Origin of the sequence: Galactobacillus timonensis (genome assembly GCF_900240265.1) — a bacterium.
GTDB classification, from domain to species: domain Bacteria; phylum Bacillota_I; class Bacilli_A; order Erysipelotrichales; family Erysipelotrichaceae; genus Bulleidia; species Bulleidia timonensis.
Window position 1 is genome coordinate 431,628 of record NZ_LT964739.1, and the last position, 20,778, is coordinate 452,405.

The 20,778-nt window shown below is 51.0% G+C and carries 21 protein-coding genes; 3 read left to right on the top strand and 18 right to left on the bottom strand.

Annotated features, from left to right (window positions below; translation table 11 throughout):
* Window positions 1–4: 4 nt before the first annotated feature.
* From C1714_RS01995 to C1714_RS02050, 12 genes are all read right to left on the bottom strand, one after another.
* Window positions 5–574 (bottom strand): manganese efflux pump MntP, encoded by a 570-nt coding sequence (locus C1714_RS01995; protein ID WP_167849894.1) that lies wholly within the window; start codon window positions 572–574, stop codon window positions 5–7.
* A 78-nt stretch (window positions 575–652) separates the two neighbouring features.
* On the bottom strand, window positions 653–1,945 hold the full coding sequence (locus C1714_RS02000; protein ID WP_102341619.1) for an ABC transporter permease: 1,293 nt from the start codon (window positions 1,943–1,945) through the stop codon (window positions 653–655).
* Entirely contained in the window at window positions 1,929–2,651 is a 723-nt protein-coding gene (locus C1714_RS02005; protein ID WP_102341620.1) for an ABC transporter ATP-binding protein, read from the bottom strand. Before C1714_RS02005 ends, C1714_RS02000 begins: the two co-directional genes overlap by 17 nt.
* Window positions 2,648–3,895 (bottom strand): efflux RND transporter periplasmic adaptor subunit, encoded by a 1,248-nt coding sequence (locus C1714_RS02010; RefSeq protein ID WP_167849895.1) that lies wholly within the window; start codon window positions 3,893–3,895, stop codon window positions 2,648–2,650. Before C1714_RS02010 ends, C1714_RS02005 begins: the two co-directional genes overlap by 4 nt.
* 144 nt (window positions 3,896–4,039) lie before the next feature.
* Window positions 4,040–4,483 (bottom strand): hypothetical protein, encoded by a 444-nt coding sequence (locus C1714_RS02015; protein ID WP_102341622.1) that lies wholly within the window; start codon window positions 4,481–4,483, stop codon window positions 4,040–4,042.
* Window positions 4,484–4,642: 159 nt separating this feature from the next.
* Window positions 4,643–5,803 (bottom strand): IS200/IS605 family element RNA-guided endonuclease TnpB, encoded by a 1,161-nt coding sequence (gene tnpB, locus C1714_RS02020; protein WP_102341623.1) that lies wholly within the window; start codon window positions 5,801–5,803, stop codon window positions 4,643–4,645.
* 11 nt (window positions 5,804–5,814) lie between these two features.
* Window positions 5,815–5,991 (bottom strand): FMN-binding protein, encoded by a 177-nt coding sequence (locus C1714_RS02025; RefSeq protein WP_102341624.1) that lies wholly within the window; start codon window positions 5,989–5,991, stop codon window positions 5,815–5,817.
* A 116-nt stretch (window positions 5,992–6,107) separates the two neighbouring features.
* Window positions 6,108–8,021, bottom strand: a complete 1,914-nt coding sequence (locus C1714_RS02030; RefSeq protein ID WP_102341625.1) for an ABC transporter ATP-binding protein — start codon at window positions 8,019–8,021, stop codon at window positions 6,108–6,110.
* Complete coding sequence (locus C1714_RS02035) at window positions 8,018–9,787, bottom strand: ABC transporter ATP-binding protein (protein WP_102341626.1); 1,770 nt, start codon at window positions 9,785–9,787, stop codon at window positions 8,018–8,020. The genes C1714_RS02030 and C1714_RS02035 overlap by 4 nt, the downstream gene beginning before the upstream one ends.
* A 166-nt stretch (window positions 9,788–9,953) precedes the next feature.
* The gene (locus tag C1714_RS02040; RefSeq protein WP_102341627.1) at window positions 9,954–11,018 is read right to left on the bottom strand and encodes a hypothetical protein; all 1,065 of its coding nucleotides are present in this window, start codon (window positions 11,016–11,018) and stop codon (window positions 9,954–9,956) included.
* A gap of 14 nt (window positions 11,019–11,032) precedes the next feature.
* Complete coding sequence (locus C1714_RS02045) at window positions 11,033–12,088, bottom strand: hypothetical protein (RefSeq protein ID WP_167849896.1); 1,056 nt, start codon at window positions 12,086–12,088, stop codon at window positions 11,033–11,035.
* Between the two features lie 77 nt (window positions 12,089–12,165).
* Window positions 12,166–12,738, bottom strand: coding sequence for a TetR/AcrR family transcriptional regulator (locus C1714_RS02050; protein ID WP_102341629.1), 573 nt, complete (start codon window positions 12,736–12,738; stop codon window positions 12,166–12,168).
* Window positions 12,739–12,848: 110 nt separating this feature from the next.
* Here C1714_RS02050 and C1714_RS02055 point away from each other — a divergent pair, with 110 nt between their 5' ends.
* Both C1714_RS02055 and C1714_RS02060 read left to right on the top strand, forming a co-directional pair.
* A complete protein-coding gene (locus C1714_RS02055; RefSeq protein WP_167849897.1) occupies window positions 12,849–13,766 on the top strand; it encodes a 1-phosphofructokinase family hexose kinase in 918 nt (305 codons plus the stop codon).
* A gap of 122 nt (window positions 13,767–13,888) precedes the next feature.
* Window positions 13,889–14,839: an L-lactate dehydrogenase gene (locus tag C1714_RS02060; protein ID WP_102341631.1), complete on the top strand. Its 951-nt coding sequence runs from the start codon at window positions 13,889–13,891 to the stop codon at window positions 14,837–14,839.
* Window positions 14,840–14,932: 93 nt separating this feature from the next.
* Here the strand turns inward: C1714_RS02060 and C1714_RS02065 are convergent, their stop codons facing one another.
* From C1714_RS02065 to C1714_RS02090, 6 genes are all read right to left on the bottom strand, one after another.
* Window positions 14,933–15,172, bottom strand: coding sequence for a hypothetical protein (locus C1714_RS02065; protein WP_102341632.1), 240 nt, complete (start codon window positions 15,170–15,172; stop codon window positions 14,933–14,935).
* 129 nt (window positions 15,173–15,301) lie between these two features.
* Complete coding sequence (locus C1714_RS02070) at window positions 15,302–15,955, bottom strand: zinc ribbon domain-containing protein (protein WP_102341633.1); 654 nt, start codon at window positions 15,953–15,955, stop codon at window positions 15,302–15,304.
* 39 nt (window positions 15,956–15,994) lie between these two features.
* The gene (ybaK, locus tag C1714_RS02075; RefSeq protein ID WP_102341634.1) at window positions 15,995–16,480 is read right to left on the bottom strand and encodes a Cys-tRNA(Pro) deacylase; all 486 of its coding nucleotides are present in this window, start codon (window positions 16,478–16,480) and stop codon (window positions 15,995–15,997) included.
* A gap of 9 nt (window positions 16,481–16,489) precedes the next feature.
* The gene (locus tag C1714_RS02080) at window positions 16,490–17,284 is read right to left on the bottom strand and encodes an ABC transporter ATP-binding protein (protein ID WP_102341635.1); all 795 of its coding nucleotides are present in this window, start codon (window positions 17,282–17,284) and stop codon (window positions 16,490–16,492) included.
* Window positions 17,277–18,176, bottom strand: a complete 900-nt coding sequence (locus C1714_RS02085) for an ABC transporter permease (protein WP_102341636.1) — start codon at window positions 18,174–18,176, stop codon at window positions 17,277–17,279. The genes C1714_RS02080 and C1714_RS02085 overlap by 8 nt, the downstream gene beginning before the upstream one ends.
* A 9-nt stretch (window positions 18,177–18,185) precedes the next feature.
* Window positions 18,186–19,241, bottom strand: a complete 1,056-nt coding sequence (locus tag C1714_RS02090; RefSeq protein ID WP_210115233.1) for an ABC transporter substrate-binding protein — start codon at window positions 19,239–19,241, stop codon at window positions 18,186–18,188.
* A 474-nt stretch (window positions 19,242–19,715) separates the two neighbouring features.
* Between C1714_RS02090 and mtnA the strand changes: the two genes are divergently transcribed.
* The gene (gene mtnA, locus C1714_RS02095) at window positions 19,716–20,771 is read left to right on the top strand and encodes an S-methyl-5-thioribose-1-phosphate isomerase (RefSeq protein ID WP_102341638.1); all 1,056 of its coding nucleotides are present in this window, start codon (window positions 19,716–19,718) and stop codon (window positions 20,769–20,771) included.
* The last annotated feature ends 7 nt before the right edge of the window (window positions 20,772–20,778 follow it).

Below are 20,778 nucleotides of genomic sequence, written 5' to 3' on the forward strand. Positions count from 1 at the left end.
GCCCTCACTTCAAGAACACGTATACGACCTGCAGATACAGAGCCAGACAAACCATCAGGGCACCGCCGCTCATACCGACGACTCTGGTATAAGCACTTCCCCGCGTATAACCGATATACAATGCAACCACTATTGTAACAAACGAAACCACAAATGCCAGGCACACTCCTGTTACGAAGGAAATGCCGAACAGCGAAAAGGCAACCGCAAGGAACAGAAGATCAATGCTCGAAAACAAAGCCAGATGGAAACACTGACGCAGATCAAAGTCCTTATCCAGCCGCTCCTCCTGCCGCGTATAGTGCCACGCATGCATCATCAGATACATGCCGATCGCCAGCAGAATCAGACAGCCAAGTTCCACCCGGAACTTCTGCCCCATATCTCCTACAAACAGAAGCGAAAAACCATAGCCGAGCGCCACTGCCGCCGCACCTGTGCAGGCAAAGATCAGCGCATACAGAAGGCCCCGCCGCACTGTAAGATTGCGCACCGTAGCCCCTTTGTTCATCATCAGCACGAACCCGTCCAATGACAGGCCGATAAAGAACAGCAATACCTGAAACGTCCTCATGTTATCTCCCAAAACATTAAACATTGTAGAAGAAGCCTTCGATAACATGCCTATACAAATCCCACAGAATGTTGATTTTTACTCGTAGCGAAGCGCATCAATCGGGTTCATCTTCGCCGCCTTGTTGGCTGGATACCACCCGAAGAACACACCGATCCCCGTCGAGAACAAGGTCGATAACAGAATCGCGCCCGCATCCGGCGTCACCGCAAATCCAAGCATACCTGCACCGATCGCACCAAGAATCGTACCCAGAATGATTCCGATCAATCCGCCGATCAAACAGATAATGACCGCCTCCGTAATAAACTGCATACGAATTTCACTGCTGGTCGCACCCAGTGCTTTGCGTGTACCGATTTCCCGCGTACGCTCCGTGATGCTTACGAGCATAATATTCATCACGCCCACACCGCCAACAAGCAAAGAAATTGCCGCAATTGCCGAAATTGCAAGCGTCACCTGCGACATAATCTTCGTCATCTCCGTCAACATATCTTCCAGCGACGAGGCCTGCACCGTATAGGTATCGTTGGTCGCATAGTAGCTTGCAAAAAACTGCTGACCTTGGCTCATGAACGACTTGGTATCCACGCCGCCCGCCGCCTGCACAACAATGCTCGCATAGCCCTTCTTGTCACCACTCCAGCGCTTCAAAGAGGTAACCGGCACATAAAGCGTCGTCGTCACATCGCTCGTATCACTGTTTGTCGTCATATTCTCATAGGAATAGATGCCGACAATGTACATCTCACGTGTATAGCCCGAAATCTCTACATCGATCGTCTTACCGATCACATCTTCACTGCCGAACAGATTCTTCGCAAACACATCCGAAACAACACACACAGCCCGCTTCTTATCCAGATCCTGCGCATTAATGAAGCGGCCCGTATACATCTTTACCGATTCCATCGTTCCATAATCCGGATTTACGCCATAGATCATGACATCCGTCTTGTTTCCGTGGTCTTTGATCGTCGCCGTACCACCGTTTGCCGTTAGCTCAATACCCGCAATTGAATCCGAAAACTCCGTTTGAAATGCAGCGATCATATCATCTGAAATCAGGTCCGACTCCTGCATATCATCCCGCAGAAACATACGACCACTATCATCATAGACAGCCTCACCAGGATCCTGCTGCTGAGTGCCATCCCCTTCGCTTTTCTGACTCACCGAAAAGGTAATATTCGTAATTCCAAAGGAACTGAGCGAATCCGAAATCGATCCCTGCAGCGACGTACCGATCGTCATAATCGCAATTACACTGGCAATGCCAATGATAATGCCAAGCATCGTTAAAAAGCTGCGCATCTTGGCCGACTTCAAAGAGGCCAGTGCCATCGAAATATTATCGAACAGAGTCATCAGCACCGTCCCCTTTCTTTTCCCCAATAATGCGTCCATCCGCAATCTGTATGATCCGCTCACTTTCTTCCGCAAGACGCATATTGTGCGTAATCAGTACGATCGTCACGCCCTGCTTCTGATGAAGCTCATGAAACAGATCCATCACTTCCCGCGACGTTGCCGAATCCAGAGCTCCCGTCGGCTCATCCGCCAGCAGAATCGAAGGATTGTTGGCCATGGCCCGTGCAATCGCGACCCGCTGCTTCTGACCGCCCGAAAGCTCATTGGGCATATGCCTCATACGGTCTTCCATACCTACCAGCTTCAACAATTCCATCGCCCGCTGGGTACGCGCCTTGCTGTCCATTCCCGCATACAGCATCGGCAGCTCCACATTCTTTAACGCATTCATACGCCCGATCAGGTTGTAGGTCTGAAACACAAAACCGATCTCCTGGTTGCGGATGTGCGAAGCCTCCTTGTCCTTCACATGGATCATGTCCGTGCCATTGAGGACATAGCTTCCGCTCGTCGGCTGATCAAGCGCACCAATAATATTCATCAGCGTCGACTTGCCCGAACCCGATTCGCCAACGATCGAAACAAATTCACCCTTATAAATATCAAGGTCCATTCCATGCAGAATTTCAAGCTCATTGGGCTGACCAATATAGTAGGTCTTGACGATCCTGCGCATCGTGATGACGGCTTCTGCCTGACTCATTGTCCATCACCCTGCTGTCCTTCATCCCTACTGGGCGGCTCTCCTCCCTGCGGGCCGCCGTTGTCATTCATGGAAAAGGACATTCCGGAAGAATTCTCTGCCGCCGCCGTTTCTGTAACTTCTGCCTGGGACGCATCGGCACTGGCCCTGATGACGGTACCTTCCCCGATGCCATTTCCCGAAACCACAATGTAATAGTCCGAAGAATCGCCCGTTGTCACAGTTGCAGGTGAAAAGGTCCCGTCACTTTGCTGCACATAAACGACCTGGTTGCCCGCATCATCCGTTCCCACCGCATCAATCGGAACCAGAAGAACATCATTTTCTTCCGAAATGAGAATCGAAACCTTCGCATCCATACCGATCAAAAGCTGATCCGTCTCATCATCCAGAGCACAGACAACTTCATATCCCTTTCCCGTCGAAACCGGAGACTTGGAAATGACCGTTGCCGCAAACGTCGCCCCTTCTACAACGTCACTTGTCACCTCTGCCTTCATGCCCACGGCAATCTTCATAATGTCATACTGATCAATCATCACCGAAACCTGCAGATGATTAATATCAGAAATAACGGCAACCGTCCCATTGGTAATCCGCGCCCCGACCGTCGCATCCAGCTCCGTAATTGTTCCAGACGCCGTCGCCTTAATTGTGCAGTCAGCCAGCTGCTTCTGCAGATCACTGAGCGTATCATTATCAATCCCATTTGCCAGCGCATCATTGTAATCATCCAGCGCATCGAAATAAGCGCCATTGGCACTGGCAAACTGATGCGCCCAGCTCTTGTATATGTCGCTGTCCTGATCGACACTGTCATCCGGCTTCTGCCCCCAGACGTAGTTCTTTTCATCGAGCTTGTTCTGCACATCCTTGGCCATCTGCTCCAGCTTGTCACTGTTGGCCTTATTCTGCTTCGCGATGCTGTCCATGATGTCTGTCGTATCGAGCGTCGCAATCACATCACCTTCCTGCACCGTATCACCGACTTCGACATTGACTGAAGCGACCGTATTGGTCGACGATGTTGAAACGGTCGTCGTGGACTGTGATTCAACCGTTCCATTCGCAGTCACGGTATTTTTAAAACTCGACTTTTGAATGGTATACGTCCGCACCACGGTCTCCGGCGCAGCCGCCGCCTTTGATTGACCAGCACGATAAAAGGAATACAGAAGCACAACTGCCGCCGCAACCACAATCCAAATCCAGCGCTTCTTTTTTTTCGGGGTATTGAAAGCCATCATAGTTCTCCTAAAATCATTTATCAATTCTACCCGAAAAAACAAGCAGCGCAATGAATCACATGCATCCTTTCGCAGCATTTCCATGTAAAAGAAAAGCCAGCATCCGGAACACCGGACACTGGCAATAACTTCAATCAACGATTAATTCGCGGTAATCAACGAAGCCTTTGCATTGGCATAGGAACTTTCAACAGCCCCAACAATATCACCATGCCCATCCTGCAGCGACATCGTTGCACCACTCAGTGCATCTATCTGCGCCTTCTGTTCATCATTCAGCTTTTCCGCCTTGGCGACATCCTGTTCCTTATCACTTTTGCCATTGAGCGGCCGCCCATTTACATCCGAGAACAGAGCCGCAAAGTTTCCTTTCAGCTCATCTGCCGTCTGGCCAATAAACCAGTCTTCATAGGCATCCATTTCCTGAGTCCACGTGCCGGAATTCATTTTGTAGCTGCTGCCAGGCGGGTGCTTCGTCCTGAACCCGGAAAGATGCACCGTCCAGTTGTCTTCCGTTTCTTCAAGTGTCCCTTCCACACTTCCATCGCCATCCGCATCCAGGTTATAGGTCTGCCCTGGCCACATGCCAAGATAATTATCATCCTTACCATCATGATTCGGCTTGACACTCCCACGGCTAAAGCCTGTGGGATTCTTGCTTCGCTGAGAACTGCGGCATCAAGCCGTCTTACACTCTCTCCGCAAGCGTTACTTCCCGTGTGCCCCACGGTACGAATACTTATTTCAGACTACAGAAACTGCAGTCTGCGGTTCGTTGAGAATTCGAATCCCTTCGGCAAGAATATTCCGCGCAGCGTTCTGATCACGATCATGCACGGCTCCGCACTGCGGACAGTTCCATTTCCGCACTTTCAGATCTTTCACAGCCGGGTTCTTGTATCTGCACTCATGGCAGATCTGTGAACTTGGATAGAACGTATCGACTTTGATCAGAAAGCCGTTACGTTCTTTTACTTTGTATTCCAGCATCTGGAAGAACGCACTCCAGCTCACATCACTGATTGCCTTTGCCAGCTTGTGGTTTCTGACCATTCCGCGGATATTCAGATGCTCGGCATAGATGATTTGGTTTTCATCAGCCAATGCCGTGCTCTGCTTCTGCAGAAAGTCGGTTCTGGTGTTGACAATACGTTCATGGATCTTTGCGACCTTGATCCGCTGCTTCTGATAATTCATGCAACTATTTAACTGGCGACCAGCTTTCCGAGCTGACTCATACATTCTCGAAAGCTTCCTCTGTTCCCGGGCAAGCTTCTTGCTTAGCTTTGCAAGAATGCGTGGATTCTCGACAATGCGGCCTTGGGAATCTGTGTAGAACTCGGCAAGCCCTACGTCAATGGCAATCTCTCCGCCGGCGGATGTCTTCGGAACTGCAATTTCATCCACGCAGAAAGAAACTTCATATTTGCCCGTCGCGGTCCGCGAAATTGCTGCATTCTTGATTACGCCATGCGGAACCCTTGAAATGCGGGCCCGGACAACGCCAAGCTTCGGAAGTTTTACATGGTGCTTATCAATAATCTGAATGCAGTTTTTCTGATTGCGTGTGCGATATGCAGACTTATACGCATGCTTCTTTGTCTTGAACTTCGGATACTTTGCCCGTCCGGCAAAGAAATTCTGAAACGCTTCATCCAGATCTTTCAGCGCAGTCTGCAGTGCCATACTGTCAGCCTGCTTCAGCCACGGATATTCAGGGTCCTGCTTCAGATCCGTCAATAGTGAGCACATCATCACATACGAAAGATGGATGCCTTCTGTCTGATACGCATACTCGTTCAGATCCAGAAACCGATTGTATACAAAACGAGCAGAATCCAGCGTTTCCTGAATCTGCTTCTTCTGTGTTTCGTTTGGTTCTAATCTGAACTTGTAGCCTTTCATCTCAGCACTCCTTACTTATATGATACGAAGCAGAAAACGTACATGTGCTGTGCAGAGTCCGGCGTCTCATCCTCACCCGTCAGGACAAGATCCGTGATCTTTCCACTCTCATCGACGGTTACTTTTGCTGTAATCGTTCCGCCAAAGCCATCGGCAGTGCCCCAATGAAGGCGACTTGCGGGCCCCAATGCCCGACATCCATATTCGGATTATAAAGGAGCCTACTACTGTCCGTCTACAGTCATGCGTACAAACGAAAAGCAGGACCACGCATTGCAGCCCTGCCAAATAGAATAATCAGCTTTTACTCCAATTCAAACGCACCAGTGTACAGCTGATAGTACTGCCCCTTTGCCGCCAGCAGTTCCTCATGCGTCCCACGCTCAATAATGCGGCCATGATCCAGAACAATGATCACATTCGAATTCTTGACCGTCGACAAACGATGGGCAATGACGAACACCGTACGTCCCTGCATCAGATGATCCATGCCGGTCTGCACGATCTGCTCCGTACGCGTATCGATGGAGCTGGTCGCCTCATCCAGAATCATGACCGGCGGATCCGCAACAGCAGCACGCGCAATCGCAAGCAGCTGACACTGCCCCTGGGACAGGCTGGAACCATCTCCCTTGAGCATCGTATTGTACCCGTCCGGAAGATGGCGGATGAACGAATCAGCGCCGGCCAGCTTCGCCGCCGCAATGCACTCACCATCCGTCGCATCAAGACGCCCATAGCGAATATTTTCCATGACTGTTCCCGTAAAGAGAACCGTATCCTGCAGAACCATTCCCAGGGAACGTCTCAGGTCCGGCTTTTTGATCTTGTTAATATTGATGCCATCGTAGCGGATCTTACCATCCGCAATATCGTAGAAACGATTCAGCAGATTCGTAATCGTCGTCTTGCCCGCACCGGTTGCGCCAACAAAGGCGACCTTCTGTCCCGGCTTTGCGTACAGCGTAACATCATGCAGTATCTGCTTGTCTGGATTATAGGAGAAGTCAACGTCCACCAGCCGCACATCACCTTTCAATGGAACATATTCCACTTCACCGGTATCCTTGTGCGGATGTTTCCAGGCCCAAAGCTCCGTCTGCTCCTTCGTTTCTTCCAGCTTCCCGTGCTTCTCGGTCACATTGACCAGGGTAACGTAGCCCTCATCTTCTTCCGGCTTCTCATCCAGCAGCTGAAAGATGCGCTGAGCACCGGCAAGTCCCATGACAACCGAGTTAATCTGCGGCGAAACCTGCTGAATCGCGCCCGAAAACTGACGGCACATTCCAAGAAACGGAACAACGACAGCGATCGAAAATGGCAGACCGGAAACAGACACATTCAGCACACCCTTTTCAATGAAAATGCCACCCGCAACCGCAACCAGAACGTACACAATATAGTTCACGTTATTAAGCACCGGCATCAGCGTATTGGAATAGCGGTTGGCAATATTCGCCGCCTCATACAGGCGGTTATTTGCCGCATCGAATTCCGTCTGCGCTTCCTTCTGGTGGTTGAAAACTTTAATGACCTTCTGGCCGTTGATCATTTCTTCAATGACGCCTTCCGTCTCACCGACTGCTTTCTGCTGGGCCATGAAGAAGCGTGCCGATTTTCCGCCAAGTACCTTTGTCAGATACACCGTAACAACGGCACCCCCCACAATGACCAGCGTCATCCAGATACTGTAGTAGATCATGATGCAGAAGATAGCGACAATCGTAATTCCCGAGATGAGCAGCTGCGGGAAGGACTGCGAAATCATCTGCCGCATCGCATCGACATCGTTGGTATAGTACGACATCACATCGCCGCGCTTATGCGTATCAAAGTAACGGATCGGCAGGCTCTCCATGTGTGCAAACATCTGGTCGCGCATCTTGTCTAGAGCACCCTGTGTAAAGATCGCCATCAGCTGATTGTAGGTAAAGCTGGAAATAAGGGAAATGACATAAAAACCAGCCAGGATCAGTACATAATGCATAATATGCGGCTTCGCCTGTTCCCAGGTCATCTGTGTTTCCCAGGTTTCCTGAATCACAGCAACCACTTTCTGCTGAAACACTGCCGGAACCGCTGAAATTACCGCCGTCAAAACAATCAGGCACAAAATCAGCGGCATCATCTTCGGATAATACCCCCAAAGCATCTTCAGCAGACGCCGGGTTGTTCCGGCCTTTGGATTGAACACACGCTTCTGATTTTTTTCACTCATGCGATCACCTCCGCCGGCTTTTCCTCATAGCCCTGCTTATTCTGCGAATAGTACACTTCCTGATAAATCTTATTCGTCCTGAGAAGCTCTTCGCTCGTGCCGATCGCATCAATCTTTCCGTTGTTCATGACAATGATGCGGTCCGCGTCCTCTACAGAAGCCGTCCGCTGCGCAATAATAATCTTCGTTGTTTCCGGAATATATTCCCGCATGGATTTCCGAATGATCGCATCCGTCTTCGTGTCAACCGCCGACGTACTATCATCAAGGATCAAAATCTTCGGCTTCTTCAATAAGGCACGGGCAATGCAAAGGCGCTGCTTCTGACCGCCCGAAACATTGGTACCCCCCTGCTCAATCCAGGTATCGTAGCCCTTGGGCATCTGGTCAATAAACTCATCTGCACATGCCAGATGGCAGACATGTTTCACTTCTTCGAGCGAGGCATGTTCATCGCCCCAGCGAATGTTATCCGCAATCGTACCTGAGAAAAGCACATTCTTCTGCAGCACCATTGCGACCGCATCACGCAGCACCGTCAGATCATAGTTGCGTACATCTTCCTTGCCAACGCGCACCGTCCCTTCCGTCACATCATAAAGGCGCGGTATCAGCTGTACCAGCGAGCTCTTGGCCGAACCCGTTCCGCCGATGATGCCAATCGTCTCGCCGGACCGGATATGCAGATCGATATCATCCAGCACCGGCCGCTCCGAAACTGCGCTGTAGCGGAAGGACACATGATCAAAATCAATGGAGCCATTGGGAACTTCCATTACCGCATCCGGCTTCGAAACGATCGTACTCTCTTCGCGCAGCACCTCGCAGATACGCTGCGAACTCTCTTCCGAAAACGTAACCATAACGAAGATCATCGAGATCATCATCAACGAAACAAGGATCTGGAAACTGTAAGTCAACAGCGTTGAAAACTGACCGATGTCAAGTGCCTGTCCCCCCGTCGTAATAATTTCAAACGAACCGAAGGACAGCAGAAACAGCATCATCCCATAGATGCATATCTGCATCAAAGGGCTGTTGAAGGCCAGAATCCGCTCTGCCTTCGTAAAGGTATCCTTAATATCCTTCGACGCATGCTGGAACTTCTGGTTCTCATAGTCCTCACGGACATAGCTCTTAACGACCCGGATCCCCTTGATATTCTCTTCCACCGAATTGTTGAGCGCATCAAATTTCGGAAAGCCAACCCGGAAATACTTCATTGCCTTCTTCGCAATGATATACAGTCCAATACCGAGAACCGGAATAATCACCAGGAACGCCAGAGCGATTTTTCCACCCATGTAATACGCCATTGCAAATGAAAAAACCAGGTTCAGCGGCGCCCGGAAAGCGGTGCGTATAATCATCATAAAGGCCATCTGCACATTCTGAATATCTGTGGTCAGGCGGGTGACCAGAGAGGCATTGGAAAAGTGATCAATATTGCCAAACGAAAAACCCTGCACCTTTTCAAAAACATCGTGGCGCAGATTGCGGGCAAATCCCGTCGAAGCGCTGGCGCAGAAAATACCGGCGAGGTATCCAAACAGCAGCGACACCAGCGACATGGCGATCAGAATCCAGGCATAATGAAGGATCCTGTCAACCCCCGCCCCATCGCGGATCTCATTGATCAAAAGCGCTATCGTATACGGGATCAAAGCTTCCATCACAACTTCGCCAATTACCATTACCGGCGTCAGGATGGTATCACGCTTAAATTCACGGATAGACTGCATCAGCAGTCGGATTCGTTCGATCATCCTTTTTCTCCCTTCCTTATTAATTGAGTGGTTATTATTTACCGCTGTTTCATTCCTGAGTCAAGCATTGACAAATCCACGTTTTTGATAGCAGTCAGCCTGCATCCCACCATATAAAACACCCCTGCCTTTGCGTTTGGCAGGAGTGTGATCATTCGATGAACGATTATTCTGGCAGACGGCTCAGAGGAATATCCAGCGCATCCTGATATCCCGGCTGAGCAGCCACAATGGCAGGAATCATATTTACATTCGGCGAAGCAGAGGTAAGGAACGGATCATTGTGGTCAATAATACCATCAATATCCACCCGTACATGCGGCTCGCCAAATATCTCAATCGCCTTGTCCAACTTGTAATCATTCAGGATTTCATTCGATCCCTTATGGTTGAAATGGAAGCCGACTACTTCCTGTCCCTTGTAGTACGTTGCCATCACAAAGTGATGCGTACCAATGGTCCCGGGCAGAATGTGCGCATTCGGTGTTGTGACTTCTTGATCGGCAGGGATCTGCGTCACATCGCACCGGTATTCATCGTATGGCAATCCCAGACGCTCCGTGATCTCAATCGTCGTCGGACCATAATAGGTAAAGAACAGACTCTTCAGAAAAGCAAACTGGGCCGCTGGAATATCTTTCACCGTTTTTCCATAGCACAGGAAGTTTACCCATGGCGCCGTATTTGCTGAATCATCCTGGCCCCCGTAAACGATCAGTTTGTTGATTTTCCGCGTCAGCAGACCGAAAACAGTCGGCAGATAGGGTGTAAAGAAGCCCGGGAAAATACCCTGCTGCGTAAAGGTGACGCCGTTAGCTTTGGCAGCCGCGTCGATTTTCTTAAAATAATCCGGCTGGTTCTTTTCCGAGAAATAGATATTCACGGTCGTCGTAACGTTTTTCTGATGATTCAGAAGATCAACGATATCATTTACATTCGCGCTGCATGTTTCAAAATCCGGAAGCTTGCCTTTATCCCACATGGAAGCCGCATAGTACAGGCAGATATCCGCATCCGTATTGAGTACCTGTTCACGATCATTGCTGACAATGACGCCCGCCGGGGAAAAGCCGCATACTTCACCAGCATCCCTGCCCACTTTCTTTGGGTCCACATCATAGGCCGCTACAAGCTTCAGTGACTTCTTTTCATTGATAATCTGAAGAGCTGAGCGGCCAACGCTGCCCAGACCCCAGATGATGACTTTATATTCTTTTTTCAATTCGATCATAACCCTTTTCCTCCTTAGCGCGGCATGTATCCCATCGGGATATCCAGCGCATTCTTGTAGCCGCCTTCCGCATCAACGATCGACGGAATCAGATTAATCGAAGGTGCAGCCGATGTCAGGAACGGATCCTCATCCGGAATAATGTTTTCCAGACGAACCGTCACATCCGGTTCACCTTTGATCTCAATATATTTATCCAGCGGAAGCTCCTTCAGAATATTCGCACTTGCCTTGTGAATGAAATGGAATCCTGTCACTTCCTTCCCATCCTTCTTTGTACACATCGTAAATTTATGCGCACCAATCGTTCCAGGCAGCACATGAGCATAAGGGGTCGTTACTTCTTCCTGGGAAAGAATCGTCTCCTCTTCACAGGAGTACGTATCCCATTCCAGCCCCGCACGTTCCGCCATCTCGATCACGGTTGGGCCGTAGTACGTAAAGATGATGTTCTTTACAACCGCAAGCCGCTGGGCAGAGATGTCCTCCGGTTTTTTTCCATATCCAAACACAGCGATCCATGGTGCAGAATTCACCGAATCATCCTCACCGCCGTAAACAATTGCTGTATCGATCTTGCGCGAAAACATCGCTGTAATGGATGAAAAATAAGGTGTGAATAGTCCCGGGAAAATACCCTGCTGCGTATAGGTGGTCCCATGCGCCTTTCCGGCTTCATCAATTCTTTTAAAGTACTCCGGCGCATTCTTCTCTGAGAAGAACACCGGCAAAGTGGAGCTGACATTCTTCCCATGTTCCAGGAACATGACAATGTCATCCACATTCCCCGTCACCGAGGTTGGAGATGGCAGTTTGCCCTCATCCCACTTGGTCGATGGATAATAGAGAACAATATCAGCCTCCGTGTTCAAAAGCTTCTCCACATCGTCTGTAACATTGACGCCCGCATGGCCAAGGCCGTATATTTCACCGGCATCCTTTCCAACCTTGTTTGGATCAACATCATAGACGCCAACCAGCTGCAGCGATTTTCGTGCATTAATAATCTGCAGGGCCGAGCGTCCTACCTGACCAAATCCCCAGATAATAATTTTATAATTGTCCTTCATGGAATACCTCCTGTCTTGTGAATAACTTAGCATTGCCGGCATAGAAAAAGATGGAACGATTGTCCGTTTTCGTTCCATCAGTTTTCTTTCTGCAGGATTCGTTTTCTTATTTCTTCATTCAGCCTTACACGGTAGGACGCATTGATCATCTTCATAATTTCCTGCGCCGCCTGTCGGGAAGTGATGTCACCGTATTTGGTGCCGCGGCACCACTCCTCAATAATCTGCGATCCGCCAGCGCAGAAGTAGGCAATATGAAGATCTTCGACCTCATCGAGCGGCCGTCCCCAGCCGGCTTCAACGATTTCCTTTCCCATCTTATATGTATATCGATAGATAAAGCTGCGGAAAGAATTGTACCCGCTGGTCTGAAACATCGCATACTGCTCCGGATTATCGCGTGCCGACTGCAGCAGTATCGCAAAAAGATCCTCCAGCGAATCCACTTTTGCATCAGTCAAGGCCTGATCATAGATCATTTGAAAGTAGGCATCCATCAGGTCCGCCTTATCGCGGAAATACCGGTAGAAGGTTGTCTTGCCTACGTGTGCCTTACGAATGATCTCGGCTACGGATATTTCTTCATAACTTTTTTTCTTCAACAAATTGACAAACGCTTCAATCACTGCATTTCGAATCGGATTTTCCATACATGTATATTAGTCCGTGCGCCGGCCGTCTGAACAATTTCCGTCACCTGTCGTCCCTCTGTTCACCGCCACACTTTTTTGACTATATTAAAAGAAACAGGAGGTATCGCATGATTCATACAATTACATTGAACCCTGCTGTTGACTACTTCATGTCCATGGCAGACGGGATCAAACCCGGCGAACTCAATGCCGCCGAAGAAACACATATGGAAGCCGGCGGAAAAGGCATCAACTGCTCCATCGTTCTCAATAATATGGGTGTCGCTAGCCAGATGCACGCCCTGCTGGGCGGAGTGACCGGAGCCTACATCCTAGACCAGATTTCAGCCTATCCGCATATTCATAATTGCAGCGTCATAATCACCGGTGCCAGCCGCATCAATGTCAAAATCACCGGCAAAGAAGAATACATTCTCAACGCACCCGGACCGGAAGTAACCAAAGAAGAACTCGACAGCTTCCTCAAAACGTTCTCCGGACTCCAGGAAGACGACTATGTCATCCTCTCCGGAAAGGCGCCGCTGGGAACGCCTACCACCTTCCTCTATGATATTGCGGACATCGTCAACGATGCCGGCGCAAAGCTGATCCTTGATACCCGCGACATGCGCCTCGAGGACCTGACCTATTGTCATCCATGGCTCATCAAGCCGAACCTCGAGGAACTTGGCGACCTGCTTCACTGCCAGGCGGATCTGAACAATGCCATGGATCTGACCGCGGCCGCAATTGCCAAAGGCGCCCAGAATGTTCTTCTCACGATGGGTTCCGAAGGCTGCGTCTTCGCCGGAGGTCTGGGGCATGCCGTCGCCAAGTCTCCTCAGATCAAGGTCAAGAACACGACCGGTGCCGGCGATACGTCGCTGGCCGCCTTTGTCGGAACCTGGAGCGCGAGCCACCGACTCGAAGATGCGCTGCGCTGGTCGATGGCAGCCGGTACCGCAGCCGCGGCCGAAGGATCCCTTCCATCAATAGATGCGATCCAGTCCTATCTCAGCAGTATCCGCATCGAAGAAGCGCATTGACTTCGTTGCCAAACCGCATCAAATGCCGCTACACTTGAACATGTGCAGCGGCATTTCTGGCTCTGCACAGGAAAACGAGAACAAAGATAAGAAAAGAATAGAAGAGAAAGGAAAAAATTCCCATGAATATCCGCAGCACAAAAGTTGTCATCATTGGGGCCGGCAACGTCGGCGCCACCTGTGCCTATACCATCATCAACGAAGGTCTCTGCGATGAGCTGTGCCTCATTGACATGAACAAGGAGAAAGCCGTCGGCGAAGCAATGGATCTGACCCATGCCGTCCATTTCATGAACCGCAACATGAAAGTATCCGCTTCCGACTACTCTGCATGCAAAGATGCGGATGTCATCATTATCACCGCATCGGCTCCGATGGATACCTCCAACGACCGCCTCACCTGGCTCACTCCCAGCAAGAAGGTGATGAAGTCCATCGTCTCCTCCGTCATGGAGACAGGCTTCAACGGAACCTTCCTCGTCGTTTCCAATCCGGTTGATCTGATGGCCTATTATGTCTGGAAGCTCTCCGGCCTTCCGCGCAGCCAGGTCATCGGCTCCGGCACAACGCTTGATACGGCACGTCTGTGCTGTGAGGTTGGCAATCTATTCAATCTCGACTCCAGAAATGTGTCCGCCTATGTCATGGGTGAACACGGCGACTCGGAAATGGTCGCCTGGAGCACCGCAACCATCGGCGGCAAGCAGCTGACGGATGTCATGAACGACAACCGTTCCAGAGCCGGCAAAATTGATCTTGAACAGCTGCGCGTCATGACCACAAAGGCAGGCTGGGAAATCTTCAACCGCAAGCACAACACAACCTACGGCATCGCCGCGAGCACCTGTGCCATTCTGAAGTCGATCCTGCTCAACGAGAACCGCATTTATCCGGTATCTGTATGTCTCAACGGCCAGTACGGCCTCAAGGACATCTTCCTCTCCGTGCCGACCATTCTCGATCGTACCGGTGCCAAGGAAATCGTCGAAATCCGTCTCAACGAAGAAGAAGAGGCAGCCCTGCGTCACAGTGCCGACGTCGTCGGTTCCTACTACGATCTTCTGCAGGACTAATACCGGAACAGTGAACAGTTAACCTTTAAACTTTAACCTTCACAAAAAGGCGGATCCATCCCGAATCCGCCTTTTTGTGTCCTGGTCTTTTCTTCAGTCGGAATCTTTATCAAGATCCGACTTTTCAAACGGAATAACCGTTCCGTCCGGAAGCCTAAATTCCAGCGTGCATCGGCACAGGTCTGCCACCTTAATCAGATCCGCCGCCGTAAACGTATCACGGCTGAACTTTCCGCTGGTCGCCTGCTTACTGACGCCTAAATATTCAGCAAAATCCTGTTGCTTGCGGCTGCTGAGCGTTAAAACAGCGCGCACCTTCTTTGATACTGACATGAATTCCTTCCCTCTCCGCAAGTGAAAAAATATTATATTTGTTTTATATCACATGTCGATATGAAAAGTTTCCACAAAATAGTATATTTATTATATTTTCGTAATTTTCGCTCACAATAACCCGCCCGTTCACCGAACCGGAAAACTCTCAAGGAACGTAATCATCTGATCCAGATGTCCCGTAAACAGCAGAACCAGAATAATAATCGTCAGAAAAATGAACCATGCACGCGCAAATGCACGGACATTGACATTCCGCGGCACAAACGAGAAAAACAGCAGAAGCAGCGCATGCAGAAGAGGTCCGCTGATCGACAGCACCGTCTTCCAGATACCGCTGACAGCACCGCTGTAGAACTTCACCAGAAGCGCACCAATGACATACGGCAGAAAGCTTAATAACAGAAGATAAATCAGATAGCCCCACATGGAAATCGGACGATAGCGGCGCGGAAGATCCTTGATTTCCTTCTGGCGCTGCTCCTTTTCCGAAAGCTCCTGCGGCTGCGAAGAGATCTCTGCCTCCTGCGGCTCCTCTGGCGTCGTTGGCGGCACTGGCGCAGACTCACTCACCGGCGCCACATGAACCGTCACCTCTTTCGTCTCCACCGGCTCCGGGTCCTTGTGCAGCGCCATGATGGAAATACCATCATTTTCTTCCTTCACACCGGTATCCGAAGAAGCATCTTCCACAGCTTCCGGCACACGTTCCAGCTTCGCACCGCAGTTTGCACAATACAGTGCCGTCTCTTTATTTTCAAATCCACATTGCGGACATTTCATACAAAAAACCTGCCTTCAAGGTCTATGATAGTCCCTGCCTCAGTCAATTCCAATCGGTGCCGTAACTCCATCGGTAATTTTCAACAGATCATCCGGCGCCACTTCCACCTGCAGACCAACCCGGCCGCCCGAAACCAGCACCGTATCAAACAGCACAATCGTCTCATCATAGACCGTAACGAACTTCTTCTTCATTCCAATCGGCGAACAGCCGCCATGAATATATCCGGTCGTCTTCAGCAGTTCCTTCTGCGGAATCATTTCCACCGCCTTCACACCGACGGCACGTGCACACGCCTTCAGATCCAGATATTCCTCAGCCGGCACAACAAAGACATAGTGATTATGATCACTGCCCTGGGTCACCAGCGTCTTGAACACCTGTTCCGGATCTTCGCCGCACTTTTTCGCCACCGATACAGCATCAATGGCCCCGTCCTCTACCGGGTATGTATGAACCTGATACATGATGCCGGCAGTATCCAGCATCCGCATCGCATTGGTTTTATCTTCCTTCTTTGCCATAGAATCCTCTCACTCCGACAACAGTATACGATCATTATCGAGAGCGGTTGCGGATTCTTTAAACCTCTTCTGCAGATCCTCAATCGTCAGATGCGCCTTTTCTTCGCCCTTGACATCCAGTACGATCTTCCCCTGCCGCATCATCAGAATGCGGTTGCCGGTATCAATCGCCTGGTGCATGTTGTGGGTCACCATGAGACAGGTCGTATGCTGGGAAGCGACAATCTGCTTCGTCAGGTTCATGATCTTTTCGGCCGCCGCTGGATCAAGTGCCGCCGTATGTTCATCGAGCAGTAACAGCTTCGGCGGAACGATTGTCGCCATCAGAAGGGTCAGCGCCTGCCGCTGCCCGCCGGAGAGTGTACCAACCGGCGTATGCATACGGTCTTCCAGCCCCATGTTCAGAGCCGCCAGCTTTTCCTGAAACAGCTTTTCGTCCCTCTTTGTGATCCGTGAAAAGGCATGGGACTCACCTGCACGCAGGTAAGCCATCGCGAGATTCTCTTCAATCGTCATATGCGGAGCCGTTCCGCGCAAAGGGTCCTGGAACATCTGGCCCATGTACCTGGCACGCTTGTATTCAGGGACGAAGGTAATGTTCTGTCCATCGAGAATGATCCGCCCCGAATCAATCAGAAAGCGGCCCGCAATCGCATTGAACAATGTACTCTTGCCGGCCCCGTTATCGCCGACGATCGTAATGAAATCCCCGTCTTCCGCCGTCAGGGACAGATCATCGAGCGCCGTCCTTGCATTGAGCGTTCCGGGATTGAATGTCTTGGAAATATGTTCCAGCTTAAGCATCGTCACGCATCTCCTTCCGGATTCTCTGATGAAGCGCGGCCTTGCGCCGGATTTCCGGTGCCGCTATGGCAATGGCCACGATGATCGCCGTCATCAGTCTCAGACCCTCGATCGGAACGATGCGCGTCCGCAGCACAATCGCATAGATCATGCGGTAGACGACATTTCCCACAAAGCAGCCGATGATGCCGCGGGTAAGGCTCTTCTTTCCCTGCACCAGCACTTCGCCGATGATCAGCGTAGCCAGCGCAATCGTCACGATACCCGTACCGGCATTAATGTCACTGGAGCGCTGATACTGACCGATCAGGGCGCCGGAGAGCGCCGTAAAACCGTTGGCCATCATCAGTCCGATCGTGATCATAAACGCCGGATTGATTGAGGAAGCCGATACCATGGCGCTGTTATCGCCTGTCGCCCTTAAGGAAAGACCGAGCCGCGTCGACAGGAACCAGCGCACAAACACCATGCACACAACAAGCACAATCCCCGACAGTAACAGCGAAGAGAAATCGCCGCCAACCGTAAACAGGGTAAAGATCGTATCCGTCTTGAGCAGCGACAGATTGTTTCTCCAGCCCATGGCCATCAGGTTCACCGTGTAAAGGCCGGTATTGGTAACGATACCGGCCAGAATGGAAGGAACCGCTAGACGCGTCTGCAGAAAGGCTGTCACAAAGCCAACGGCCCAGCCCGAAATCAGGGCCAGAACAATGCCGAGCCACGGATGGCCCAGGGATGCGGCATGAACCGATACCGCCATCCCCAGAATGAAGCATCCATCGGTGCTGAGATCAGCGATATCCAGGATGCGATAGCTGATAAACAGGGCAAGTGCCGTCAGCGCATAGATACTGCCGAGCTGCAGAGCCGTTTCAAGAATTCCTGCCATGTGAGAACTTTACTCCTCTGTCGTTGTTACTTCGCTGAGTGTGCCGAGGGAATCGAAGATCGATCCATCGAGTCCAAGCGCCGCAGCCGTCTCACTGTTAACCGTAATGATTCCGCCTGGCATCACTTCATAGGTGCCTGCGTAGCCGGTCGATTCAATACCGCCGGTCAATGCCTTATAGGCAAGATCCGCCGTCTCTGTACCAAGATCCGTATAGTTGACACCGCAGGTAGCGAAGGCACCGTTGCGAACGAAGGAATCGGCACCTGTATAGTGAGGGATGCCCGCATCCGCAAACATCGGCGCAATCGCAAGTTCCGCAGCCATGATCACATTGTCCGTCGGCGTAAATACGGCATCGACACCATCCGAAATCAGTGTTGAAGCAGCCGTGATGACTTCGTCATTGGTATTCGCCGTCGCTTCGACATATTCAATGCCCTTGGCATCGAGATATTCCTTTGCCTGTTCAATCGGCTTAGCCGAGTTGGCTTCCGACTGGGAATACAGAAGGCCGATCTTCTTCGCATCCGGATTCGCCATGAAGATCATATCCATGATCTGTTCCGTATTGAGAGCGTCGGATGTCCCGGTCACATAGTCAAGGCCGGTCAGATCTGCGCTTTCCGGATCCGAGATTGCCGCAAACACAACCGGCGTCTGGGTATCCTGAGCCGCAACGGTCATTGTCTGGGCCGCCAGGGTTGCGATCGGAATGATGACATCGACATCATCCGCAATCACCTGGGAACCGATTTGCTGCAGGGTTGTCGCATCGTTCTGTCCCGAGTAAACTTCGCCATAATCAATCGTTACGCCGTTTTCAGCCGCGAGACGGTCAAGTTCCGCCGTAATGGCATTGGCGATTTCATCGAGTGACGCGTGATCGAGCTGCTTGACGATCGCCACCTTGTAGGAGGCTCCGGAAGAAGCTGCTGCAGCCGCAGTAGAAGAAGCCGAAGATGAAGAGGAAGAAGCGGTGGCAGCGGACGAAGATCCGCACGCCGCAAGAGAGAGAGTCAAAGCTGCTGCCGCAATACGATTGATCATAGATTTGTTAGACATAACCATTCTCCTTTGCAAGGCGGCAGATGTCAGAAGAGCTGCCCGACTCCTCTGAAATAAAAACGGCTTTCATCCCTCATAGGGACAAAAGCCGGTAAACTTCTGCGATACCACCCTGATTGACATGCCTTCTTGGGACATGTCCGCTCGCTTCGCGCACCATCATGCGTGTCCGACTGATAACAGGCCGGATCCCCGTCCGCCGTACTTGGATCACTCCGTTCAGGCAGCCCTGCTGAAGTCCATTCACGAATGTCTGCCGGCTCCCTTCGCACCACCCGGGAACTCTCTTGCGGCAAGCCGCATACGCTACTCGTCTTCGTCGTTGGTTTCTGTATGGCCTAATGTTAATCCGGTTTTGACATGGCGTCAACCATCCATTTTCTGAAAATGTTTTCATTACTGGCAGATTCGTACATTGTCAGCTTCCGATCCGCAATTTAAAATAGAACGGTACGAAAGAGGAACTATGCAATGAACGGTAAACAGCTCGATGTCATCCGGCTGGCCGACGATGCGATGAGTGTCGTCATCCTCGACCAGACGAAACTTCCAAATCATGAAGAATATCTCACCCTGAGCGAAGAGAAGCCGATGTGGGATGCGATCAAGCTTCTGCAGGTGCGCGGAGCTCCTGCGATCGGCGTCTTCGCCGGCTATGCGATGGCGGTCCTCGCCAAGCAAGAGACAGACCTGTCCTATGAAGCCTTCAAGGAAGCCTTCGACAGGCAGGCCGATTATCTCAACACCTCCCGTCCGACGGCAGTCAACCTGTCCTGGGCACTGAAGCGGATGAAAAAGTTTGTCGAAGATCATCCGGAAGATCCGAAGACGCTGGCCGACAGACTGGTGCAGGAAGCGAAGACCATTGACGAAGAAAATCTCGCCATGAACCGGAAGATTGCGGAATACGGCGTCACCCTTCTCCATGACGGTGACGGCATCCTTACCCACTGCAACGCCGGATATCTTGCCTGCCTGGGTTACGGTACGGCGACAGCGCCGATGTACATGGCACAGGAAAAGGGCATGCACATTCATGTCTATTCCGATGAGACACGTCCCCTTCTTCAGGGCGCCCGTCTCACGTCGTTTGAGCTATACAAAGCCGGTGTCCCGGTGACAAGCATCTGTGACAACATGGCAAGCCTCGTCATGAAGCAGGGCAAAGTTCAGTGCGTCATGGTCGGCTGCGACCGCATCGCGGCAAACGGCGATTTTGCCAACAAGATCGGAACAAGCGGCGTCGCCATTCTTGCAAAGTACTACGGCATCCCCTTCTATACCCTCGGTCCTTCGAGCACGATCGACTTCAATACGCCGACCGGTGCCGACATTCATATTGAGATGCGTGATCCGGAAGAAATCGGATCGATGTGGTACAAGGAGCCGATGATCCTGAAGGAGATCGACAAGTTCAATCCCTCCTTTGACGTAACGGATCACAGCCTGCTGTCCGGCATCGTGACGGAGCGCGGCATCGTCTATCCGCCGTTTGATGTGAATCTGAAGAAACTGTTCAACAGGTAACTGAAAC